General features: G+C 70.2%; 22 protein-coding genes. 9 read left to right on the top strand and 13 right to left on the bottom strand.

Features of this window, described 5'->3' with window-relative positions; all coding sequences use genetic code 11:
* Entirely contained in the window at positions 1-1,674 is a 1,674-nt protein-coding gene (locus ACAH41_RS05270; RefSeq protein WP_325652962.1) for a thiamine pyrophosphate-binding protein, read from the top strand.
* A 139-nt stretch (positions 1,675-1,813) separates the two neighbouring features.
* Here the strand turns inward: ACAH41_RS05270 and ACAH41_RS05265 are convergent, their stop codons facing one another.
* From ACAH41_RS05265 to ACAH41_RS05250, 4 genes are all read right to left on the bottom strand, one after another.
* Entirely contained in the window at positions 1,814-2,272 is a 459-nt protein-coding gene (locus ACAH41_RS05265; protein ID WP_325652964.1) for a GNAT family N-acetyltransferase, read from the bottom strand.
* A gap of 24 nt (positions 2,273-2,296) precedes the next feature.
* Complete coding sequence (locus tag ACAH41_RS05260; protein WP_325652965.1) at positions 2,297-3,193, bottom strand: neutral zinc metallopeptidase; 897 nt, start codon at positions 3,191-3,193, stop codon at positions 2,297-2,299.
* Positions 3,194-3,371: 178 nt separating this feature from the next.
* Positions 3,372-3,827 (bottom strand): PA2169 family four-helix-bundle protein, encoded by a 456-nt coding sequence (locus ACAH41_RS05255; RefSeq protein ID WP_325652967.1) that lies wholly within the window; start codon positions 3,825-3,827, stop codon positions 3,372-3,374.
* Positions 3,828-4,019: 192 nt separating this feature from the next.
* Positions 4,020-5,564 (bottom strand): response regulator, encoded by a 1,545-nt coding sequence (locus ACAH41_RS05250; protein WP_325652969.1) that lies wholly within the window; start codon positions 5,562-5,564, stop codon positions 4,020-4,022.
* A 175-nt stretch (positions 5,565-5,739) separates the two neighbouring features.
* On the opposite strand from ACAH41_RS05250, the gene ACAH41_RS05245 reads away from it, so the two are divergent.
* The 6 genes from ACAH41_RS05245 (at position 5,740) to ACAH41_RS05220 (ending at position 11,217) form a co-directional block, all read left to right on the top strand.
* Positions 5,740-6,423 carry a HAMP domain-containing sensor histidine kinase gene (locus ACAH41_RS05245; protein WP_325652971.1) on the top strand — a complete coding sequence of 228 codons (684 nt, stop codon included), beginning with the start codon at positions 5,740-5,742 and terminating at the stop codon, positions 6,421-6,423.
* Between the two features lie 177 nt (positions 6,424-6,600).
* A complete protein-coding gene (locus ACAH41_RS05240) occupies positions 6,601-8,124 on the top strand; it encodes a sigma-54 dependent transcriptional regulator (protein ID WP_325652973.1) in 1,524 nt (507 codons plus the stop codon).
* A gap of 22 nt (positions 8,125-8,146) precedes the next feature.
* Entirely contained in the window at positions 8,147-9,292 is a 1,146-nt protein-coding gene (locus ACAH41_RS05235; RefSeq protein ID WP_325652974.1) for a DNA topoisomerase IB, read from the top strand.
* Positions 9,289-9,831, top strand: a complete 543-nt coding sequence (locus ACAH41_RS05230; protein ID WP_325652976.1) for a hypothetical protein — start codon at positions 9,289-9,291, stop codon at positions 9,829-9,831. Before ACAH41_RS05235 ends, ACAH41_RS05230 begins: the two co-directional genes overlap by 4 nt.
* Positions 9,831-10,517: a lipocalin family protein gene (locus ACAH41_RS05225; protein ID WP_325652978.1), complete on the top strand. Its 687-nt coding sequence runs from the start codon at positions 9,831-9,833 to the stop codon at positions 10,515-10,517. The genes ACAH41_RS05230 and ACAH41_RS05225 overlap by 1 nt, the downstream gene beginning before the upstream one ends.
* A 73-nt stretch (positions 10,518-10,590) precedes the next feature.
* Positions 10,591-11,217, top strand: coding sequence for a hypothetical protein (locus tag ACAH41_RS05220; protein ID WP_325652980.1), 627 nt, complete (start codon positions 10,591-10,593; stop codon positions 11,215-11,217).
* A gap of 44 nt (positions 11,218-11,261) precedes the next feature.
* Here the strand turns inward: ACAH41_RS05220 and ACAH41_RS05215 are convergent, their stop codons facing one another.
* The 5 genes from ACAH41_RS05215 to ACAH41_RS05195 form a co-directional block, all read right to left on the bottom strand.
* Positions 11,262-11,627 (bottom strand): four-helix bundle copper-binding protein, encoded by a 366-nt coding sequence (locus ACAH41_RS05215; RefSeq protein WP_325652982.1) that lies wholly within the window; start codon positions 11,625-11,627, stop codon positions 11,262-11,264.
* Between the two features lie 107 nt (positions 11,628-11,734).
* A complete protein-coding gene (locus ACAH41_RS05210; protein ID WP_325652984.1) occupies positions 11,735-12,373 on the bottom strand; it encodes an HAD hydrolase-like protein in 639 nt (212 codons plus the stop codon).
* Positions 12,374-12,428: 55 nt separating this feature from the next.
* Complete coding sequence (locus ACAH41_RS05205; protein ID WP_325652986.1) at positions 12,429-13,115, bottom strand: type II CAAX endopeptidase family protein; 687 nt, start codon at positions 13,113-13,115, stop codon at positions 12,429-12,431.
* A 4-nt stretch (positions 13,116-13,119) separates the two neighbouring features.
* Entirely contained in the window at positions 13,120-13,878 is a 759-nt protein-coding gene (locus tag ACAH41_RS05200) for a hypothetical protein (RefSeq protein WP_325652988.1), read from the bottom strand.
* A gap of 188 nt (positions 13,879-14,066) precedes the next feature.
* On the bottom strand, positions 14,067-14,474 hold the full coding sequence (locus ACAH41_RS05195; RefSeq protein WP_325652990.1) for a polyhydroxyalkanoate granule-associated phasin: 408 nt from the start codon (positions 14,472-14,474) through the stop codon (positions 14,067-14,069).
* A gap of 193 nt (positions 14,475-14,667) precedes the next feature.
* Between ACAH41_RS05195 and ACAH41_RS05190 the strand changes: the two genes are divergently transcribed.
* The gene (locus tag ACAH41_RS05190) at positions 14,668-15,648 is read left to right on the top strand and encodes a diacylglycerol kinase family protein (RefSeq protein WP_325652991.1); all 981 of its coding nucleotides are present in this window, start codon (positions 14,668-14,670) and stop codon (positions 15,646-15,648) included.
* 10 nt (positions 15,649-15,658) lie between these two features.
* A complete protein-coding gene (locus tag ACAH41_RS05185; RefSeq protein ID WP_325652993.1) occupies positions 15,659-16,480 on the top strand; it encodes a metallophosphoesterase in 822 nt (273 codons plus the stop codon).
* Here the strand turns inward: ACAH41_RS05185 and ACAH41_RS05180 are convergent, their stop codons facing one another.
* From ACAH41_RS05180 to ACAH41_RS05165, 4 genes are all read right to left on the bottom strand, one after another.
* Positions 16,481-17,113, bottom strand: coding sequence for a LysE family translocator (locus tag ACAH41_RS05180; RefSeq protein ID WP_325653087.1), 633 nt, complete (start codon positions 17,111-17,113; stop codon positions 16,481-16,483).
* 66 nt (positions 17,114-17,179) lie between these two features.
* Entirely contained in the window at positions 17,180-17,698 is a 519-nt protein-coding gene (locus ACAH41_RS05175; RefSeq protein ID WP_325652994.1) for a cupin domain-containing protein, read from the bottom strand.
* A gap of 82 nt (positions 17,699-17,780) precedes the next feature.
* Entirely contained in the window at positions 17,781-18,059 is a 279-nt protein-coding gene (locus tag ACAH41_RS05170; RefSeq protein WP_325652996.1) for a hypothetical protein, read from the bottom strand.
* Between the two features lie 189 nt (positions 18,060-18,248).
* A complete protein-coding gene (locus ACAH41_RS05165) occupies positions 18,249-18,587 on the bottom strand; it encodes a hypothetical protein (protein ID WP_325652998.1) in 339 nt (112 codons plus the stop codon).
* Positions 18,588-18,619: the final 32 nt, after the last annotated feature.

The raw sequence follows: 18,619 nt of genomic DNA, 5'->3' as shown, positions 1-18,619 counted from the left end.
ATGCGCAAAGGGCCATGCTCGACCTCGCGCAACGGCGGCCAGATCCTCGTGCAGGCGCTGCGCCAGAACGGCGTGGACCAGGTGTACTGCGTGCCCGGCGAAAGCTACCTGCCGGTGCTGGACGCGCTGCAGGGCCGCGCCGACATCCGCACCATCGTCACCCGCCACGAAGGCGCGGCCTCCAACATGGGCGACGCCTACGGCAAGCTCACCGGCCGGCCTGGCGTGGTCTTTGTGACCCGCGGCCCGGGCGCGACACACGCGGCCAACGGCGTGCACACGGCGATGCAGGACGCCACGCCGATGATCCTGTTCATCGGCCAGGTGGCGACCGAGACCAAGGAGCGCGAAGGCTTCCAGGAGGTGGACTACCGCCGCATGTTCGGCGGCCTGGCCAAGTGGGCCACCGAGGTCGAGCACATCGCGCGCATCCCGGAGATCGTCAGCCGCGCCTTTGCCTGCGCGATGTCCGGCCGCAAGGGGCCGGTGGTCGTGGCGCTGCCTGAGGACGTGCTGTTCGGCCTGGCCGAGGTGGCGGACGCACCGCCGGTGCGCGTGGCCGCGCCGTCGCCGGACGCTGCAGCGGTGGACGAACTGGCCACGCTGCTGGCGTCGGCCAAGAGGCCGCTGGTCATCGTCGGCGGCACCGGTTGGACGCCAGCCGCGCAGCGGGACCTGAAGACGTTCGTGTCGCATTTCGAGTTGCCCGTGGCGGCCTCGTTCCGCCGCCAGGACGTGCTGGACAACCGCGATCCGCATTACGTCGGCCAGCTGGGCCTGGGCGTGTCACCCGCACTGGCCGAGAGCGTGCGCCAGTCGGACCTGCTGATCGTGCTCGGCAGCCGGCTCTCGGAAATCACCTCGGGCGGCTATGAGCTGATCCAGCCCCCGCGCCCGGTGCAATGCCTGGTGCATGTGCATGTGGATGCAGCGGAGCTGGGCCGCGTCTACCAGGCCGACCTGCCGATCCAGGCTGCCGCGGTGCCGATGGCGCGCGGGCTTGCCGCGCTGCCTGCGCCAGCCGCCTGCGCATGGGCCGACTGGACCCGGCAGGCCCGCGCCGCGTACCTGAAGCACAACACGCCGGTGGGCCGGGCGGAGGGCCAGGTCGGTGTGGAGATGTCGGCCGTGGTGGCCCACCTGAACGAGGTGCTGCCGGACGACGCGGTGCTGAGCAACGGCGCCGGCAACTACACCGTCTGGCTGCACCGCTTCTACCGCTACCGATCGCTCGGCACCGAGCTGGCGCCGACCAATGGCGCGATGGGCTACGGCTTCCCGGCTGCCATCGCCGCCAAGCTGGCCGAACCGGCGCGCACGGTGGTGTGCTTCGCGGGTGATGGCTGCTTCATGATGTACCCACAGGAACTGGCCACGGCCATGCAGTTCGGCGCGGCCGTCATCGTGCTGTTGGTCAACAACGGCATGCTGGGCACGATCCGCATGCACCAGGAGCGCGAATACCCCGGAAGGGTGTCCGGCACCCAGCTGGTCAACCCGGACTTCGTGGCCTTCGCCCACGCCTTTGGCGCGCACGCCGAACGCGTCGAGCACGAGGCGGATTTCCCCGCGGCGTTCGAGCGCGCCAGGGCCTCGGGCAAGGCTGCGGTGATCGAGCTGGTGACCGACCCGCTGCAACTCGGGCCGCAGTCACGCATGCAGGCTCAGGGCTGAGGTCGCGGGTCGGGACGGTTTTCGATCCGTTCGCACTGAGCCCGTCGAAGTGCCCGCGCCGGCACCGCGCTGTGCGTGGACGGCACCAGTGTTTTCGCGGTGTTTGCGATTCAAGCGTGGGGATCGCGAGGGCTGACGGTCAAAGGACTTTCTCCATGGCCATGCAGGTGAAGTCGATGCCACCCGCCAGGCGATGAACCACGCGGGCCTGCACCCGGTAGCCGGCATGCGCATAGAACGGCACGGCATTCAGCGTGGCGTCGATGACGAGTCGATCCAGGCCGTGCCGGCTGGCTTGCGCTTCCAGTTCACGCAACAAGCCCATGCCGACACCCTGCCGTGCATGCCTTGGCGCAACGTAGATCCGCGCAATTTCCGCGCATGCCAGGTCGAGTTGCGCGAAGCCCCGCAGCTGGCTGGCGAACTCATCCACCAGGGTCAGCTTGCGGGTGTTGGCGTTCAGCTCGCCGGCAGACGGTGCCTGCAACCAGGCATGCAGCTGCGGCTGCTCGTAGGCGCGGATCGCCAGTTGCCGAATTGCTTCGGTTCGAATGAATGCAATCGCCGTAGCGTCTGCATCTTGCGCGGGGCGAATCATGAAGCCGGGGCAAAAAGCTCGGGCTCAGAGCTGCTTGGCTGCAAAGGTGTCGCAAGCGCCCGGGTCGCCCTTGTCGTACCCGGTGCTGAACCACTTCACGCGTTGCGCCGAGCTGCCGTGGGTGAAGGCGTCGGGCACGACCTGGCCGCGGGATTGCTGTTGCAGGCGGTCGTCGCCGATGGCCGTGGCGGCGCGCAGTGCGGATTCCAGGTCACCTGGCTGCAGCCAGTGCAGGCGCTGCTGGGCGTTGTTGGCCCACACGCCGGCGTAGCAATCGGCCTGCAGCTCCAGGCGGACGGACAGGCCATTGGCGCCTTCCATGCGGGCACCGCGCTGGCGCGCCTGGTCGACCTTGGCGGAGGTGCCGAGCAGGCGCTGCACGTGGTGGCCCACCTCGTGGGCAATCACATACGCGCGGGCGAAGTCGCCGGAGGCCGCGAAGCGGGTCTCCATGTCGTGGAAGAAGCTCAGGTCCAGGTACACGCGCTGGTCGCCAGGGCAGTAGAACGGGCCGACCGCCGACTGGGCGTAGCCGCAGGCGGAATTCACGCCGCCATTGAACAGCACCAGCGTCGGGTCGCGGTACTGCTTGCCGCTGGCGCGGAAGATCGCGCCCCAGGTGTCCTCGGTGTCGCCGAGGATGGCGCGCACGAACTCGGTCTGCGGGTTTTTCGCCGCCGGCGAGGTGTGGGCCTCGCGCGGCGGCGGGGCCTGGTGCTGCACGCTGCCGCCGCCGGACATCTGGCCCAGCAGCTGCAGCGGGTTGATGCCGGTGAACAGGCTGATGACCAGCACCACGGCCACGCCGCCAATGCCCAGCCCTGTGCCACCGCCCACACGGAAGCCACCGCCGCCGCCGTTGCCGCCATCGTCATCGGCCTCGACCACGTTGTCGCTGCGCCGGCCTCGTTCCCACTCCATTGCGTACTCCGATGCAGCCGTGCTGGCTGCTGGTTCAATCCATCTGGCGAGCATTCTGCGCCAGCGGCCGGACATGGGGCCAGACAAGGCAAGGCCTGCGGGAGCGGGGCTCAGTCGCTCGCGCAGGCCTTGGTGCCGGCCGGATCGATCAACCGGCCGTCAGCACTCGGTGGGGCGCTCAGGCCTTCATGGTCCGGGCCTGGTCGCGCAGCGCGCGGATCTGGTCATGGTTGCGCTGTGCACCATCGGCCTGGCGCTGGACCAGCATGCGGATGTCCGCCGGCAGGTCTTCCTTCAGTGCCTTGCGGTACGCGCCCAGGGCCACGTCCTCGCCGCGCTCGGCTTCTTCCAGCAGCGCCAGGTCGGTGTAGCCCGCCAGCGTGCCCTTCACGGCGACCCAGCCGCGGTGCATGGCGCCGCTGGCGGTGCCGCCGTCCTCGGGCGTTCCGCCCAGGGTGCGGATCACGCTCTGCAGTTCGGAGGCGGCCTGGCGGCAATCGGCCGCGCGGGTCAGGAAGCTTTGGCGCAACGCCGGATCCTTGGCATGTTCGGCGCAGGTCTGGAAGCCGAATTCGCCGTCCTTGCTGGTTTCCACGAGGCGATCCAGGGTCTTGGTAATGTCGTTCTTGTCCATGATGTCCTTCCGTTTTCCGGTTTGAGGGGCAAGGAAACTTGGGACGGCCCGGCGTTTCCTTGATCGGCCAATTGCGGGCCGCTGTCCCCGTTTCGGCAAGCCGTGTGCCCATCGGCCGGCAGCCGGGCGTGGCAGCGGTGCTGCAGGTGGTGTCTCGGTGGGCCGATGGCATGGCACGGTTTGCCGCAGGGCTTACCGCCGGGTTTCCCGCGGCATCGCCTTTTCTGCCATGGCGCGGCGCAGCGCGGCCAGCAGCGGGCCGGGCGCGCAGGGCTTGCGCAGCACGATGAAGTCATGCACCTCGGCCAGCGCGGCGCTGTAGCCGCTGATCAGAACCACCGGCAGCGTCGGCCGTTCGCGCCGCAGCATGCGGGCCAGCGTCAGCCCGTCGATGCCGCCAGGCATCACCACGTCGCTGAGCAGGGCGTCGAAGGGCTCGTCTTCCAGCTTCTGCAGCGCCTCTGCGGCGTTCGCGGCCCAGCTCACCTCGCAGCCGTAGCAGCTCAGCAGGAGGCCGGTGGTCTGGCCCAGTTCCTCGTTGTCGTCCACCACCAGCACCCGGGCGCCAGCCATGGCTTCCTCGGTGCCGCTGCGGCGGGCCGGCACTGCGGCGGCGGTGCGGGCGGCCGGCAGCAACAGCGAGACGGTGGTGCCCAGCCCCGGCGTGCTGGCCAGCTGCGCCAGCCCACCGCTTTCCGCGCAAAAGGCCTGCACCTGGGTCAGGCCCAGGCCGGTGCCTTCGCCCAGCGGCTTGGTGCTGAAGAAGGGCTCGAAGACGCGCTCGGCCAGGGTTTCGTCCAGCCCGCAGCCATCGTCGTCCAGCGTGACCAGCACCGCCCGCGTGGCGCTGGCGGGCAGGCCCGCGCAGTCCTGCGGGCCGGCGTTGCGGGCGCGCAGCCACACGCTGCCTTGCTGGGCCACCGCGTCGCGGGCGTTCAGCGCCAGCTGCACCAGTGCAAGCTCCAGCGCGTCGGGGTCGACCTGCACCGGCCAGGTGCCGGCGGCCACGCTGCAGCGCAACGTGATGCGCCGGCCCAGCACGCTGCGCAGCACCTCGCAGGTCTCGTCCAGCTGCCGGGCCAGGTCCACTGGCCGCGGCTGCAGCGGGTGGCGGTCGGACAGGTGCAGCAGCCGCTGGGTCAGCCGGCTGCCGCTGTCGACCGAGCGCAGGATGGCCGCCAGCGGTTGCGCCACCGGGCTGTGCGGCGGCGCCAGCCGGCCGATCAGGTGGGCGCTGTTGCTGATCACGCCCAGCAGGTTGTTGACGTCGTGCGCGACACCGGCTGCGAGCCGGCCCAGCGTGTCCAGCCGCTGGCGCTGCGTGGCGCGCTGCTCGGCTTCCCTGGCCTGGTCCTGCGCCGCTTCCAGGCGCTGTTGCAGCTGCTGTTGGGCTTCACGCGAGACCGTGGCGGCCAGCGCCAGCGCGCGCAGCGGCTCGTCCAGCGCCGCCAGGCCGGTGCTGCCGGCCGGCAGCGGCTGGCCGGCTTGCAGCGCCTGCAGGCTGGCCTGCAGGCGGCGCAGCGGCCGCATCACGCGCCGCTGGCCCCACCACGCCAGCCCCCAGGCCAGCGCAAGCCCGGCCAGCAGCCAGCACACCGGGCCACGGCTGCTGGCCGACAGGCCTGGCGGGCCGGACGCGCCGCTGGCGCCCATCCACCAGGTCAAGGCCAGGCCGGCAGGCAGCATCAAGGCGCCTGCGAGCCACCAACGTCGGTTGCGGATCAACGGAAACAGCATGGCGCTTGGACTTCCCCAGCCAGGTCTCTGCAGCGGAGCCGGCGTGCGTGCGCAGCCCCTGGGCTTGCAGGGCGAACGGCGTGCCTGCGCTGCAGGCGCGCAAAGCGTGGTAAACCCGGCCTCGATGCCGAGCCCCACGCCGCCTCCTCCGTCGCCACCTTCCCCTGCCTGCGAAGTGCCAACGCGGCAGCCTGCGCTGCCGGTGCTGCCCGCCGGGCCGCTGCTGGCGCTGCTGGGCCACGAGTTGCGCGGCCCGCTCGGCGTGATCTCCAATGCCGCCCACCTGCTGGACCGCGACGGTGAACAGCTGCGGCCCGGCGCGGTGGCGCTGCTGCACCGCCAGACCGCCCGGCTGCAAGCCTTGCTGGACGAATTGCAGGCACTGGGCGATTTGTGCAGCGAAGCGCCGCAGGCGCCGCGACCGCCACTGGCGCTGGCCGGGCTGCTGCAGGCGGTGCTGGCAGGCCTGCAGCCACAGGCACAGGCCGTGGTGCTGGCCCTGCCGGCCGAAGCGCTGTGGCTGCGGGTCGAGCCTGGCCGGCTGGCGTTGATGCTGGGCAATCTGCTGCGCCACGCCTTGCACGGCGCCACCGGCCCGGTGCGGCTGGGTGCCAGCGCGGTGCAGGGCCAGGCGTGCATCGAGCTGATGGTGCCGGGCGGCCCTGCGGCGGCCGGCGCGTCACAGGGGTTCGACTGGCCCGCCAGGCGGGCGCCCGCCGCGGCGGCCACCGGCAGCGGCTTTGCCCAGCGCCTGGGCCTGCCGCTGGTGCGCCACCTGGCGCAGGCCGAGGGTGGCTGGGCCGAGGCCGAAGCAGGCCCGCAGGGCGCCTGCTTCAGGCTCTGGCTGCCGCTGGGCTGAGCCGGGCGTCATCGGCTGTTCATCGGGCTTCTGGCCGCCCTGAAGACGCGTTCCCCGCCTACAAGCCGCGGCGCCAAAGCCGCGTAAAAAACGGGTTGTGCATCCCCAGATGCAGCGTGGCCGTGCGTGGCGGCGCTGCCCGAAGCGTAACCCTGCACATGTCGAGAGTGATGCCCCGTGGCCCATGTACTGATTGTTGACGACGATGTAGACGCTGCGACCTCGCTGCGCGCGCTGGTGGCAAGCGAACACTTCACCGTGTCGCTGGCCCATTCGTTGGCCGAGGCGCGGCGCCAACTGGCGCTGCAGCGGCCAGACATCGTGCTGCTGGACCTGCAGCTGCCCGATGGCAGCGGCCTGGAGCTGTTCAGCTCCGACCCGCAGCTGGTGGCCCGCTCGGAGGTGGTGCTGGTGACCGGCCATGCCAGCCTGGACACCTCCATCCAGGCGCTGCGCGTGGGTGCGGCGGACTACCTCGTCAAGCCCATCGGCATGAAGCAGCTGCAAGGCGTGCTGTCGCGCTACATGAGGCCGGCAGTGCTGCAGGCCGAGGTCGCCGACCTGAACGACGAGCTGGCCCGCAGCGGCCATTTCGGCAGCCTGTGGGGCCGCTCGCCGGCCATGCAGCGGGTCTACCAGCAGATTGCCCGCGTGGCCGGCACCGGCATCACCGTTTTCGTGACCGGCGAGAGCGGCACCGGCAAGGAAGTCGTGGCGCAGACAGTGCACGAACTGAGCCGTCGCCGGAAGAAGCCGTTCCTCGCGGTCAACTGCGGCGCCATCTCCCCCAACCTGTTCGAGAGCGAGATCTTCGGCCACGAAAAAGGCAGCTTCACCGGCGCCGAGCGCCAGCACCAGGGCTTCTTCGAGCGTGCCAGCGGGGGCACGCTGTTCCTCGACGAGATCACCGAGATGCCGATGGAGCTGCAGGTCAAGCTGCTGCGTGTGCTGGAAACCGGTCGCTTCATGCGCGTGGGCTCCACCCAGGCGCAGGAGACGGACGTGCGCGTCATCGCGGCGTCCAACCGGCCGCCGATGCAGGCCGTGGCCGAGGGCAAGCTGCGCGAGGACCTGTACTACCGGCTCAACGTGTTCCCGATCGGGCTGCCGCCGCTGCGCGACCGCCTCAGCGACGTGCCCTTGCTGGCCGAGCAGTTCCTGGCCCGCATTGGCGAGGACGAGGGCACGCCACGCCGCTTCACGCCGCGCGCGCTGGACCGCCTGTCCGCCTACCGCTGGCCTGGCAATGTGCGCGAGCTGCGCAACGTGGTGCAACGCGCCTACGTGATGGCGATGGACGAGGACATCGACGAAGAATGGCTGCCTGCCGCCGACGCGCAAACCCCGCCCCCGCTGGTCGATGCCGTGCCGGCCCAGGCCGCCGCGCTGCTGCACGATCCGGCTGCGGGCGAACAGGTCGTGGTGCCGGTCGGCAGCTCGATGGCCCAGGCCGAGAAGGCCTTGATCCTGGCCACGCTGCGCCACTTCCATCATCACAAGGAGCGCACCGCAGCGGTCCTGGGCATCAGCCTGAAGACGCTTTACAACCGGCTGAAGGACTACGCGGCCGAGTCCGGCAGCGCCAGTGTGGCGGCTCCGGTCGAGAAGCCCGAGCCTGGCCCGCAGCCCGAAGCCGCGGCCGGGGACGCCGAGCCTGCGCCGGAAGACGTCAGCGCCGCGGCGCTGCGCGAGCGCGCCTGAACCTTTGGCGAGGATGGCCGCGATGGCTGCCACCCGGATGTCCCGCCCCAAGCCGCCGGCCGACGAGGCCGGGCAGGCCAGGGCCCGCTCGCTTTGCTGGGTCAGCGACACGATGCCCGGCCTGCGCCGCGAAGGCGCGCCCGGCCGTTTCCGCTACCGCGACGCCGAAGGCCGCGTGCTGCGCGACGAGGACACGCTGGCGCGCATTCGCAGCCTGGCCATCCCGCCTGCCTACCAGGACGTGTGGATCTGCCCACTGCCCGAAGGCCATCTGCAGGCGACTGGCCGCGACGCGCGCGGCCGCAAGCAGTACCGCTACCACCCGCAGTGGCAGCGCCAGCGCGGCGAGTCCAAGTACGAGGCGCTGCAGCGCTTCGGCCTGGCGCTCGGGCCGCTGCGCGACAAGGTGCGCCGCCGCCTGGGCGGTGACGACACGCCCACCCGCGAACGTGTGCTGGCCACGCTGGTGCGGCTGCTGGACACGACCTGGGTGCGCATCGGCAACGAAGCCTATGCGCGCGACAACGGGTCCTACGGGCTGACCACGCTGCAGAACCGCCATGCGCGGCTGCAGGGCGACGCGCTGCGCCTGAGCTTCCAGGGCAAGAGCGGCGTGCGCCATGCGCTGGCGCTGAGCGACCCGCGTGTCGCACGCATCGTGCGGCGCTGCCGCGAGCTGCCCGGCCAGGAGCTGTTCCAGTACCAGGACGAGGCCGGCGAAGTGCACCGCGTCGGTTCGGCCGAAGTCAACCGCTGGCTGCAGGAGGCCTCCGGCGAGGCGATCAGCGCGAAGGACTTCCGCACCTGGCACGGCAGCGTGCTGGCGCTGCAGCTGGCGCTGGCGCACTGCCAGGCCGAAGGCAAGCTGCCGCGCGGCACGCTGGGCACGGTGATCGCCGAAGTCGCCGCGCGGCTGGGCAACACGCCGGCCGTCTGCCGCAAGAGCTACGTCCACCCGGCCGTGCTGGCGCTGTTCGAGGCCGAGGCCGCGTGCGAACTGCTGGCCGCCAACTGGCTGCAGGCGCCGCAGTCGCTTCGCGGCCTGAGCCTGGCTGAGCGCCAGCTGATGGCCCTGCTGACGCATGGCCAGCGCAGTGCAAAGGCTGCGGGCGGCACATCGCTTGCCACGCCGAAAGGGACGTTTCGCCGCAGAAAGGCCCCGACATGAGCACCACCAGCACCACCAGCACCACCGAGCATCCCACCAGCTTTGGCGTCTTCAAGCCGGTGGGCCATGTCGTGATCTCCTTTCCCTCGGCCGAACAGGCCCAGGCGGCACGCAGTGCGGTCGAGCAGGCCGAGCAGCCGCCTGAAGCCATCCACTGCTACACCCCGGCCGAGATGCTGCAGCAGATCGACCACGACCTGGCCGGCGCCAGCAGCGTCGCCGCCATCGGCCAGGAACTGAACTTGGTCAAGGCGCACCAGGCGCTGGCCGAGCGCGGCTACCACTGGCTGATCATCAAGGTGCGCAATGCGGACCATGCCCGCGAGATCGCGGAACAGGTCAAGCCGCTGGGGGCGGAGCGGGCGCAGCTCTACGGCCACTTCATCATCGAAGAGTTGATCGAACACGAGGGCGACCTGCCGCAGGTGGCCGAGTCGCCCGACCGCGGGCTGGACGCCCAGACGCCTTCGGGCGACGAGCGCGAGCGCGCGGCCATCCGCCCGCCCGAGCCGGCGCTGGCCAAGACCGGAGACCGCTGATGGCGCAGGCACAGGCACAGGCTCCTGATTGCGCCAGCGGCCGGGCTGCGCCCTGGTCCGACGGCGCGGCCTCGTCCGGCTTGCCCCGGCTGCTGCCGCTGGCGCTGGGCGTGGTGGCGGCGCTGGGCACCTTGTGGCTGTGGCAGCGTGCGCAGGCCGAGCCGGGCAGCGCCATCGGCACGGCCGGCGGCGAGCAGGCCGGCCCGCCGGCCGTCCCGGTGCGCAGCGTGCCTTCGGTCGACCTGAACCGCTACCAGGGCACCTGGTACGAAGTGGCGCGCCTGCCGATGGCCTTCCAGGCCGGTTGCGCCGACCAGCCCACGGCCAGCTACCGGCTGGAAGGCGAGCGCGTCGCCGTGCTGAACCGCTGCAGCGGCGCCAAGGGCGAAGCGCGCGAGGCACTGGGCGTGGCCAAGGTCGTGCCAAACAGCGGCAACGCGCAGCTCAAGCTCAGTTTCGCGCCGGCCTGGCTGCGCTGGCTGCCGATGGTCTGGGCCGACTACTGGGTGCTGGCGCTGGACGCCGAGTACCAGGTCGCGCTGGTCGGTACGCCTTCGCGCGAATACCTCTGGGTGCTCGCGCGCCAGCCGCAGATCTCGCAGGGCGCGCTGCAGGCACTCACCCGCCGCGCCAAGGCCATGGGCTTTCCCACCCACCGGCTGCAATACGCCGGCGCCGCGCACTGAGCCCTGCCGGCAGCATCCGGCGCCCCGGCGCTTTCCGATTCATTGCATCGGCCGACAGGCCAAGGAGACACACATGGGACGCAGCAGCCTGCTGGGCATTGAACAAGCCGACCGCGAGGCCGATGGCCGCGACAACGCCGCGCTGGGACCGGGCGACAGCTCCGACAGCGGCAGCGACATGGTCGGCGTGGACGAACTGGGCGATGGCGATCCGAACGAGCCGGTGGATGTGGCGCTGGGCCGCGACCTCGAACGCCCGTTGATGCCGGTCGACAGCCTGCACGGTGCCACCAGCGACCGCGGCGGCTCCGGTGAGCGCCGCAGCGCCGGCTCCGACGCCGGCGAAGAAGCCAGCGACATCTCGGTTGACCGCGTCTTCAGCATCGGCGACGCGAGCGACGCCGACCAGGACGACGCCCTCGAAGACGCGCTCGACCAAGCCGTCTACGAAGACGTGCTGGACGACGAGGACGATGCCGGCGAGGACGACGAAGCCATTGCCAACGAGGACCTGGCCATCATTGCCCGCAGCGAGCGCGAGATGATGGGCGAGGCGTCCGAGGACGAGTCGGCCGACCCGGTGGGCGATGGCCACTCGGATGCCGAAGCTGCCGCGAAGACCGCGCCGCATGCCAAGCCGGCGCAAAAGCCGCTGCCGGCCAAGGCCGGGGGCGGCAAGCCCCTCAAGACCAGGAAATGACCAGGCGCTGAAGCGGCCCCGCAGGCCGCCTCAGCCGGCCGGCGTCACATCGCGTGGCGCTCGCCTGCGTGCTGCTTGCAGGCCTCGGCGCAGAGCTTGCACGCCTCGCGGCAACGGATGCAATGCTCATGGTCGTGCTTGCCGCACTCCTCGGCGCAGGCCGTGCACACATGGGCGCACAGCGCGCAGAAGTCGCCGTGGTGCACCGAGCCGCGGGCCAGCGCACCCAGCGTGGCGCTGCAGATCGCTGCGCAGTCCAGGTTGATCAGGATGCAGGCGGCCATCATCGGGTCGCCATCGCGCGCGTCTTCGGCGGCGCAGTTCTCGCAGGCGCGCCGTGCGGCCTCGCAGGCCGCGATGCAGGCGCTCAGGTCCTCGCTTGGAGGGGTCAGGCGATTGACGGTGGGCATTGCTGTTTCCTCGGAAAGCCAGGGGATGGCTCCGAGGCAGCAAGCGATGTGCCCTCAGGCTGAATTCAGGCCCGAACGGCAAGCGCCAGCCATTTCGCCCAGCACGGTTAGCCGCCCAGCAGCTGCCGCCACTCCGCCGGTTCTCGGAACAGGTGATGCGGCTGCTCGGCCGCCAGCTCCGCATGCGAACCGTGGCCCCACAGCACGCCGGCACCGTGCAGGCCATTGCGCCGCGCGGCGATCAGGTCCACCGCCCGGTCGCCCACCATCACGGCAGGACCCTTGATCACGCCGCGCTCGCGCAGCGCGGCGATCTGCTGCCACTTGTGCACGCCAACGTCGCCACCGCTGACAAAGCCGAAGAAGTGCCGCAGCCCGAACATCTCGAGGATCTGCTCGGCGAAGTCCACCCGCTTGGAGGTGCACACGCCCATCGCCACACCCGCGTCCGTCAGCACCTGCAGCGCCTGCGGCACGCCGCTGTAAAGCGTGTTCTCGGCATACCCCAGCTCGCCGTAGCGCTCGCGGTATTTCGCCACCAGGCTCAGCACCAAGGCCTCGTCACCCCCGCCAGTCAAGCCACGAAAGCTCTCGTCCAACGGCGGCCCGATCCAGCCCGGCACCTCGTGTGGCTGCAGCGGCACATGGCCGTGGTGCAGCAGCGCATGGTTGATCGACCGGCCAATGCCCACGGCCGGATCGCTCAGCGTGCCATCGAGGTCGAACAGGATCAGGTCGTAGGGCATGCGATGAAAGTAGGGGCGATTGGCCTGCACGGCCTGTTGTGGGGATTGCGTCGAGTCAAAGGAAGGCAAAGGGCACGATGTCGCCCAGCACGTGGGCCAGCACCACGGGATAAAGCCGCCCCGTGCGCGCATACGCGAGTCCCGTCACCAGACCGAAGGCCAGCACGCTGACGACGCCGTAAGGGCCTTGGTAGACGTGCGTCAGTGCCCGCACCAGCAGCGGCAAGCCCAGCGCAATGGCGAGGCCGTGCTGGCGCATGCCGCGCATCAGGAAGCCGAGCAGGAACACTTCCTCGAAAGCGCCATTGACCACGGCCATCAACACGACCACAGGCAGTGTCACGTGGGTTTGAGCCATCGCCAGGGCGATCGGTTGCTCGTGCAGCGTGCCGGTGAACAGCCCCGACAATGCGAAGGCGATCATGCAGGCGGTGACATACAGCAAGACGCCCTGTGCCGAGCCACCCAGGGTGGGCTGCGGGTACAGGCTGGCCAGGTCGTAGCCGCGCACCCGCAGGATGGACAGCGCGATCAGGCTCTGGCCCAGCTCGATCACCACCAGGTTGATCAGCATGGCATCGGTGAACCCGGCCGACATCCTTTGGGCGCCTGCTTCACCGCTGCCGCTCTGGCTCATGATGCTGAGCGAGGAGAAGATGAACCAGCCGAAGCAGCAGGCCATCAGCAGCAGCGCCTCGGCCGGCGTGCTGGTGGTGCGCAGGGCCGGCTTGGGCTGTGCCACGCCCTCAGCCTTGGCGCTGCGCCAGTTGCTGCGCCGCGCGCAGGCGCCGCACGATGGGCTCGTTCAGCTCGCGCGACATCTTGTTCCAGCGGTGGGTGATCTTGTCGAGTTCGGTCTGCAGGCGGGCGGCGGTGGAGGCGTCGCCAACAGCCAGGGTCCAGATCATGTATTCGGCGTAGGCCTCGAAGGTGCCGTGTGTGGTCACGGCGTTTTCGAACTCGCTGCGGGCCTCGCTGGCACGTGCGGTGCCGGCCAGGCAGCGCGCGGTAAGCAGGGCGACCTGGTCGCGGCGGAAGCTGGCGTCGCGCTGGCGGATCTCCGCAAGATGTGCGAGCGCTTCCGGGTAGCGCTGGCAATCTGTGAAGGCCCGCGCGGCGCCGAACTTGATTTCCAGGTCGGAGGCAAACGGGCCCTTCAGGCAGCCCTCGTAGAGCTTGGCGGCTTCTTCGGCCTGCTCGTTGTCCAGCAGCGCGGCGGCCAGGCGCATCTGGTTCTGCGCGGTGGGCGTTTCTTCCAGCCGGGCACGGGCTTCGCGCACTTCGCGCGTCGGGTCCAGCGCCCTGGCGGCGGCGGACACGGCCCGCATTGCGCCGCGCTCCAGCCGCGAGTTCGGCAGGTAGATCGCGAACAGGTAGACCAGGCTGCCCAGCAGCGGGAACATGAACAGGATGAACAGCCAGTACAGCTGCTGGCCCGAGCGGACCACGTGGTAGGCGCAGAACAGCGCCAGCAGGATGTGCAGGCCCAGGCCGGCAAATGGCATTTGGAAACTCCCTCGATGGCCTGCGCGCACTGAGCGCCGGGGCCGGTTTTCATGGCGGTGCGAGGCAGGTCTGCGCCTGCCTGAATCCGTGTGGGTCCCGCGCAGGCGCGCGGGACGGCCGCGATTTTGCGGCATTCCACCACCTGCGCCGATCCCCAAGCCGAGGGAGGCCTGGCCGAACGCCTTGTTCAGCGCAACGGCGTGCGCGCCAGCCGCTTGGCGTTGGCCACCGCCTTGCGGTGCACCGGCCGCAGGCCGTGGCCCAGCACCGAGAGGGCTGCCCCGTGCATCTGGCTGGCGAGTGCGCCCATCGAGGCCTGGCCCCATCCAGCGGGCGACCACATGCCCATCACCGAGGTGGCCAGCGCCTGCTGGGTGCGGATGCTTTCCATCGCCATGGCCGACCAGGAGGCAAAAAATGCCGTGCTTTTCTCGCTCACCATCTCGCTCATCTCACGCTGGTCGCGCGCCGAGGGCCTGGCTCCGGCCAGCGCCATGCGCGTCAGCCGATGCGCCATCACCTGCGGCACGGCCATGGCCAGCTCCGCGGACTGGGTGGCCAGCGACTGGGTCTTGCGGTTGTGGCGGGTGTTCATGGCGATGGCTTTCTGGAATGGACGGGATGCGGCACCCGGTTCACTGCATGCTATGCCATCGCCGCCCGGGCTGCTGGGCGAGATGAAGCGGCATGTTGGCTCATTTTTTTTGGTGGCGTGTGAGGCGCCTTCCTACAGCCGGATGCGGCGCGCAGGTGGCGGGAAGCGCCGGGTGGCTGGCCAGAATGCCGGCATGAACATCGTGCCAGCTTCCGCATCGACCCTCGGCACGAACCCGGAGGCCAGCGCTTTGCCGCTGGCCGTGGTCCTCAATCCGCGCTCCGGCCGCGAGCCTTTGGCGCAGCGGTTGTCGGTGCTGCGCCGGCTGTTCGCCGAGGCAGGGCGACAGCATGCGTTTTTCATGGCCGAGCGGGGTGCGGACCTGCCCAGTCAGGCCGCGCTGGCGCTGGGCTGGGCCAAGGCGCGCCAGGGGGCCGTGATCGCGGCCGGCGGAGACGGCACGATCAATTCGGTGGTGCAGACGGTGTTGCCCAGCGGCCTGCCGTTTGGCGTGCTGCCGCAGGGAACCTTCAACTACTTCGGGCGGGCGCACGGCATTCCGGCCAATACCGAGCAGGCGGCGCGGCGCCTGCTGCAGTCACAGCCGCGGCCCATCCAGGTCGGCCTGCTGAACGACCGCGCTTTCCTCGTCAATGCCAGCCTGGGCCTGTACCCCCGGCTGCTGGAAGACCGCGAGGCCTACAAGCGGCACTATGGGCGCAACCGCATCGTGGCGCTGTTCGCCGCGCTGGCCACGGTGCTGAGCCGGCGTGGGCAGTGGCTGATCGAGATCGAGCAGGGCGGCCAGCGCCGCAGCGCGCGCACCAGCACGCTGTTCGTCGGCAACAACCGGCTGCAGCTGGACCAGGTGGGCATCGAGGAAGGTGCGTTGCTGGACCAGGACCGGCTGGCCGCGGTGATGGTCGACCCTGTGGGCCCGCTGGCGCTGCTGGGCCTGGGCTTGCGCGGTGCGCTCGGCCGGCTGGGTGGCTCCGAGCACGTCACCAGCTTCGGCTTCCGCCAGCTGACCGTGCGGCCGGCGCGAGGCAGCGGCAAGGCGCGGCTGAAGGTGGCGATTGACGGCGAGGTGATGCACATGCAGACGCCGCTGGTTTTCCGCGTCAGCCCGCAGCCCTTGCAGCTGCTGTGGGACGGCCAGGGGCCGGCTTCATGACGGGCTTGAGATGACGGTGCTCCTGCAGATCTCCGACCCGCACTTCGGCACCGAGGTGCCGGCCGTGGCGGCTGCGCTGCAGCGCTTCGTCAAGCAGCTGGCGCCGGACGCGATGATCTGGTCCGGCGACATCACGCAGCGTGCGCGCCGCGCCCAATTCGAAGCGGCACGCCGTTTTGCCGACGCGCTCAACGTGCCGCAGCGCCTGGTCATTCCCGGCAACCATGACATCCCGCTGTTCAACCTGGCAGCGCGCATCGCCTGGCCCTACCGCGGCTTCGAGCGTGCCTTCGGCCCGCTGCCGGTGGCGCCGCTGGCGCTGCCCGGCGCGCTGGTCATTGGCGTGAAGACGACGCGGCGCTGGCGCCACAAGCACGGGCAGCTGTCGGCCGAGCAGGTGGCAGAGGTCGCCGTGCAGCTGCACCAGGCCAGGCCAGGGCAGCTGCGCATCGTGGTGCTGCACCAGCCGCTGCATGTGGGCGAAGGGCATGACCACAACAACCAGATCCGCGGCGCGGCGGCGGCCATCGAAGCCTGGGCTGCCGCCGGGGCAGACCTGGTGCTGGGTGGCCACATCCACCTGCCTTACCACTGCCAGGTGAAGGACGGCGTGCGGCCGCTGTGGGTGGTGCAGGCCGGCACCGCACTGTCTTCGCGGGTGCGGGCCGGTGCGCCGAACTCGGTCAACGTGCTGCAGCATGACCCTGCGCGGCAGCCCGGCTTCTGCTGGCTGGCGCGCTGGGACTACAGCGCCGAGGCCGACGCATTCAAGCAGCTGGAACGCGTGCCGCTGGCGCTGGACCGCGGCGGTCGCGGCGTGGCGCCGCCCTAGTCAGGCCCGGCGCTGAACCAGCAGCCGCAGCGCCAGCGCACCCAGCACCAGGCCCATCAGGTAACGCTGCACCGCCAGCCACACCGGCCTCGCGGCCAGCCACAGCGAGATGCGCGCTGCGGAAAGCGTCAACAGCAGGTTGACCGTGGCGCCGATCAGCACCTGCAGCGTGCCGAAAGCCAGGCTTTGCGTCAGCACCGAGCCGTGTTCGGCCGAGACGAACTGCGGCAGCACCGAGAGGTAGAAGATCGCCACCTTGGGGTTCAGGATGCTGGTCAGCAGCCCCATCATGAACAGCTTGCCGGGCGATTCTTCCGGCATGGCCCGTGGCTGGAAAGGCGACCCCGCGCCGGGCCGCAAGGCCTGCCAGGCCAGCCACAGCAGGTACAGCGCGCCACCCAGCCGCAGCAGCTCGTAGCCCATGGGCACCGCCATGAACAGCGCACTCAGGCCCACCGCGGCCGAGCACATGTGCACCGTGAAGCCCAGCACCACGCCGAGCCAGGACGTCACCCCGGCACGCCGGCCCTGGCACAAGGCGCGCGACACCAGGTAGGCCATGTTCGGCCCGGGCGTGAGCGCCATCAGCAAGGCGGCGCTGGCGAACAGCAGCAGGGTGGTGATGGGCGGCATGAGCAAGGCTTCTCCGTCGGGTGACTGGCGATCATCGCATTGCGACCTTGGCTTCGCAGCCGGCTTTCAAGGCTCGCCGTCCCAGTAGTCCAGCTCGTCGCCGCGCCGCCGCGTGGCCTCGAAACTTGTGCCGGCGTCGGTCGACACATCGGCCTGGAACTTGTCCGAATCCGGGTATTCGCAAACCTCGACCTTGCAGCGGTTGCTGATCGCCAGGTAGGCCAGCGGCTGGTCCGAGGTGTTGATGATCTGGTGCGGGTACTCGGGGCCCGGCGGGATGAACACCACGTCCCCTTCGACCAGCGGCAGCATCTCGCCGGCCACCCGCAGCGTGCCGCTGCCCGAGACGATGATGAACATCTCCTCTTCGGCGTGGTGCAGGTGGTAAGGCGACGCCCGCTTGCCCGGCGCCACCGTCACCACCGACAAGCCCAGCCCCTGCGCGGCCGTGCCCCGCGCCAGCCGAACGCTGTGGCTGTCATACAGCGGCTCGCGCACGCGGTGCTGCAGCTCGGCCTGGCGGAAGTTGCGGATCAGCTTGGCGGCCAGCGCAGTGGCCGCCGAGTCGTTGTTCGAGTTGCCCAAGGTTCCTCCTGAATGGGAACCGGCATTGGGCCATGAGGTGCGGCGCAATCAAAGCGGCATGGCACAAGCGTCGCCGCCGTGCTCAATCCGCCTTGTGCCGCTCCACCAGCTCGTCCACCACCTTCATCGCCTGCCGCACGTCCGCGCCGGTCTGCCGCCGGTGGCAGCGCATGGCTTCGATGCGCTGGCCGGCGGCGGCCAGGGCCTGGACTTCGGCGGAGGGGCGGGCCGGGTCGCCTTTGGCGGGCATGCCGAAGATGGACAGCAGGTCGTCCATCCTGGCTTCGATGCGGTGCAACTGCGAAATGATCCAAAGGATCATGGCCAGGGCAGACAGGGTCAGCAACAGCTCGAACGACATCGCGGCCTCCAGGAAGCAAATTCGTGGAGGCGAAAGGTAGCTTTGCGCTCATTCGAGGGACATCCCCCTGAAGGGTGCAAAGCTGCTGTGAATTTTCCCGTCTGAAGGTGCAACTTGCCGCTACGGTGCTGCCGTAGAGGGCCGTGAGGTCCCGCACGCCGCGGTTGTACGAGGCCCGGGATCAGACCGTCAAAGCCAGCGTTGGCGCTCCAGCCCGGTGCCCGACGGCCGCGCCTTCTTGCCCTGCGCGGCCTGCAGCCCGACCTGGCCGGTGGCAACGGCGATGTTGACCATGGGAATCAGGCGGGCCTGCGGCGCGGGCAGCGCTGGGTCGGGGCCCACGCCGCGCGAAGTGTCGTCGCCGGCCAAGCCAACATTGCTCAGGCCGTCGGCGCAACCCGTCAGCCCGGCCACGCCGATGGCGACTGCCACCGCCGCCATCGCCAGCGTGGACAGGATGGGCACCCGTCCTTGCTGCAAATCTGCCGGGGTCGGGTAACCCTGCTGCTCGCCTTCGTTGCTGTTCATGGCTTCTCCTCGCATTCCCTGGCTGTTGCGGG

The organism is Ideonella sp. (genome assembly GCF_041287625.1).
Lineage (GTDB): Bacteria > Pseudomonadota > Gammaproteobacteria > Burkholderiales > Burkholderiaceae_C > Ideonella.
This window is presented reverse-complemented; position numbering and strand designations above follow the sequence as displayed.

Bases quoted from the DNA above. Each gene is read 5' to 3' on its own strand.
- ACAH41_RS05215 (WP_325652982.1), bottom strand. From the start codon at position 11,627: ATGCCCACCGTCAATCGCCTGACCCCTCCAAGCGAGGACCTGAGCGCC.
- ACAH41_RS05235 (WP_325652974.1), top strand. From the start codon at position 8,147: ATGGCTGCCACCCGGATGTCCCGCCCCAAGCCGCCGGCCGACGAGGCC.
- ACAH41_RS05185 (WP_325652993.1), top strand. From the start codon at position 15,659: ATGACGGTGCTCCTGCAGATCTCCGACCCGCACTTCGGCACCGAGGTG.
- ACAH41_RS05255 (WP_325652967.1), bottom strand. From the start codon at position 3,827: ATGGACAAGAACGACATTACCAAGACCCTGGATCGCCTCGTGGAAACC.
- ACAH41_RS05270 (WP_325652962.1), top strand. From the start codon at position 1: ATGCGCAAAGGGCCATGCTCGACCTCGCGCAACGGCGGCCAGATCCTC.
- ACAH41_RS05170 (WP_325652996.1), bottom strand. From the start codon at position 18,059: ATGTCGTTCGAGCTGTTGCTGACCCTGTCTGCCCTGGCCATGATCCTT.
- ACAH41_RS05265 (WP_325652964.1), bottom strand. From the start codon at position 2,272: ATGATTCGCCCCGCGCAAGATGCAGACGCTACGGCGATTGCATTCATT.
- ACAH41_RS05165 (WP_325652998.1), bottom strand. From the start codon at position 18,587: ATGAACAGCAACGAAGGCGAGCAGCAGGGTTACCCGACCCCGGCAGAT.
- ACAH41_RS05195 (WP_325652990.1), bottom strand. From the start codon at position 14,474: ATGAACACCCGCCACAACCGCAAGACCCAGTCGCTGGCCACCCAGTCC.
- ACAH41_RS05180 (WP_325653087.1), bottom strand. From the start codon at position 17,113: ATGCCGCCCATCACCACCCTGCTGCTGTTCGCCAGCGCCGCCTTGCTG.
- ACAH41_RS05220 (WP_325652980.1), top strand. From the start codon at position 10,591: ATGGGACGCAGCAGCCTGCTGGGCATTGAACAAGCCGACCGCGAGGCC.
- ACAH41_RS05200 (WP_325652988.1), bottom strand. From the start codon at position 13,878: ATGCCATTTGCCGGCCTGGGCCTGCACATCCTGCTGGCGCTGTTCTGC.
- ACAH41_RS05230 (WP_325652976.1), top strand. From the start codon at position 9,289: ATGAGCACCACCAGCACCACCAGCACCACCGAGCATCCCACCAGCTTT.
- ACAH41_RS05190 (WP_325652991.1), top strand. From the start codon at position 14,668: ATGAACATCGTGCCAGCTTCCGCATCGACCCTCGGCACGAACCCGGAG.
- ACAH41_RS05260 (WP_325652965.1), bottom strand. From the start codon at position 3,193: ATGGAGTGGGAACGAGGCCGGCGCAGCGACAACGTGGTCGAGGCCGAT.
- ACAH41_RS05210 (WP_325652984.1), bottom strand. From the start codon at position 12,373: ATGCCCTACGACCTGATCCTGTTCGACCTCGATGGCACGCTGAGCGAT.
- ACAH41_RS05225 (WP_325652978.1), top strand. From the start codon at position 9,831: ATGGCGCAGGCACAGGCACAGGCTCCTGATTGCGCCAGCGGCCGGGCT.
- ACAH41_RS05250 (WP_325652969.1), bottom strand. From the start codon at position 5,564: ATGCTGTTTCCGTTGATCCGCAACCGACGTTGGTGGCTCGCAGGCGCC.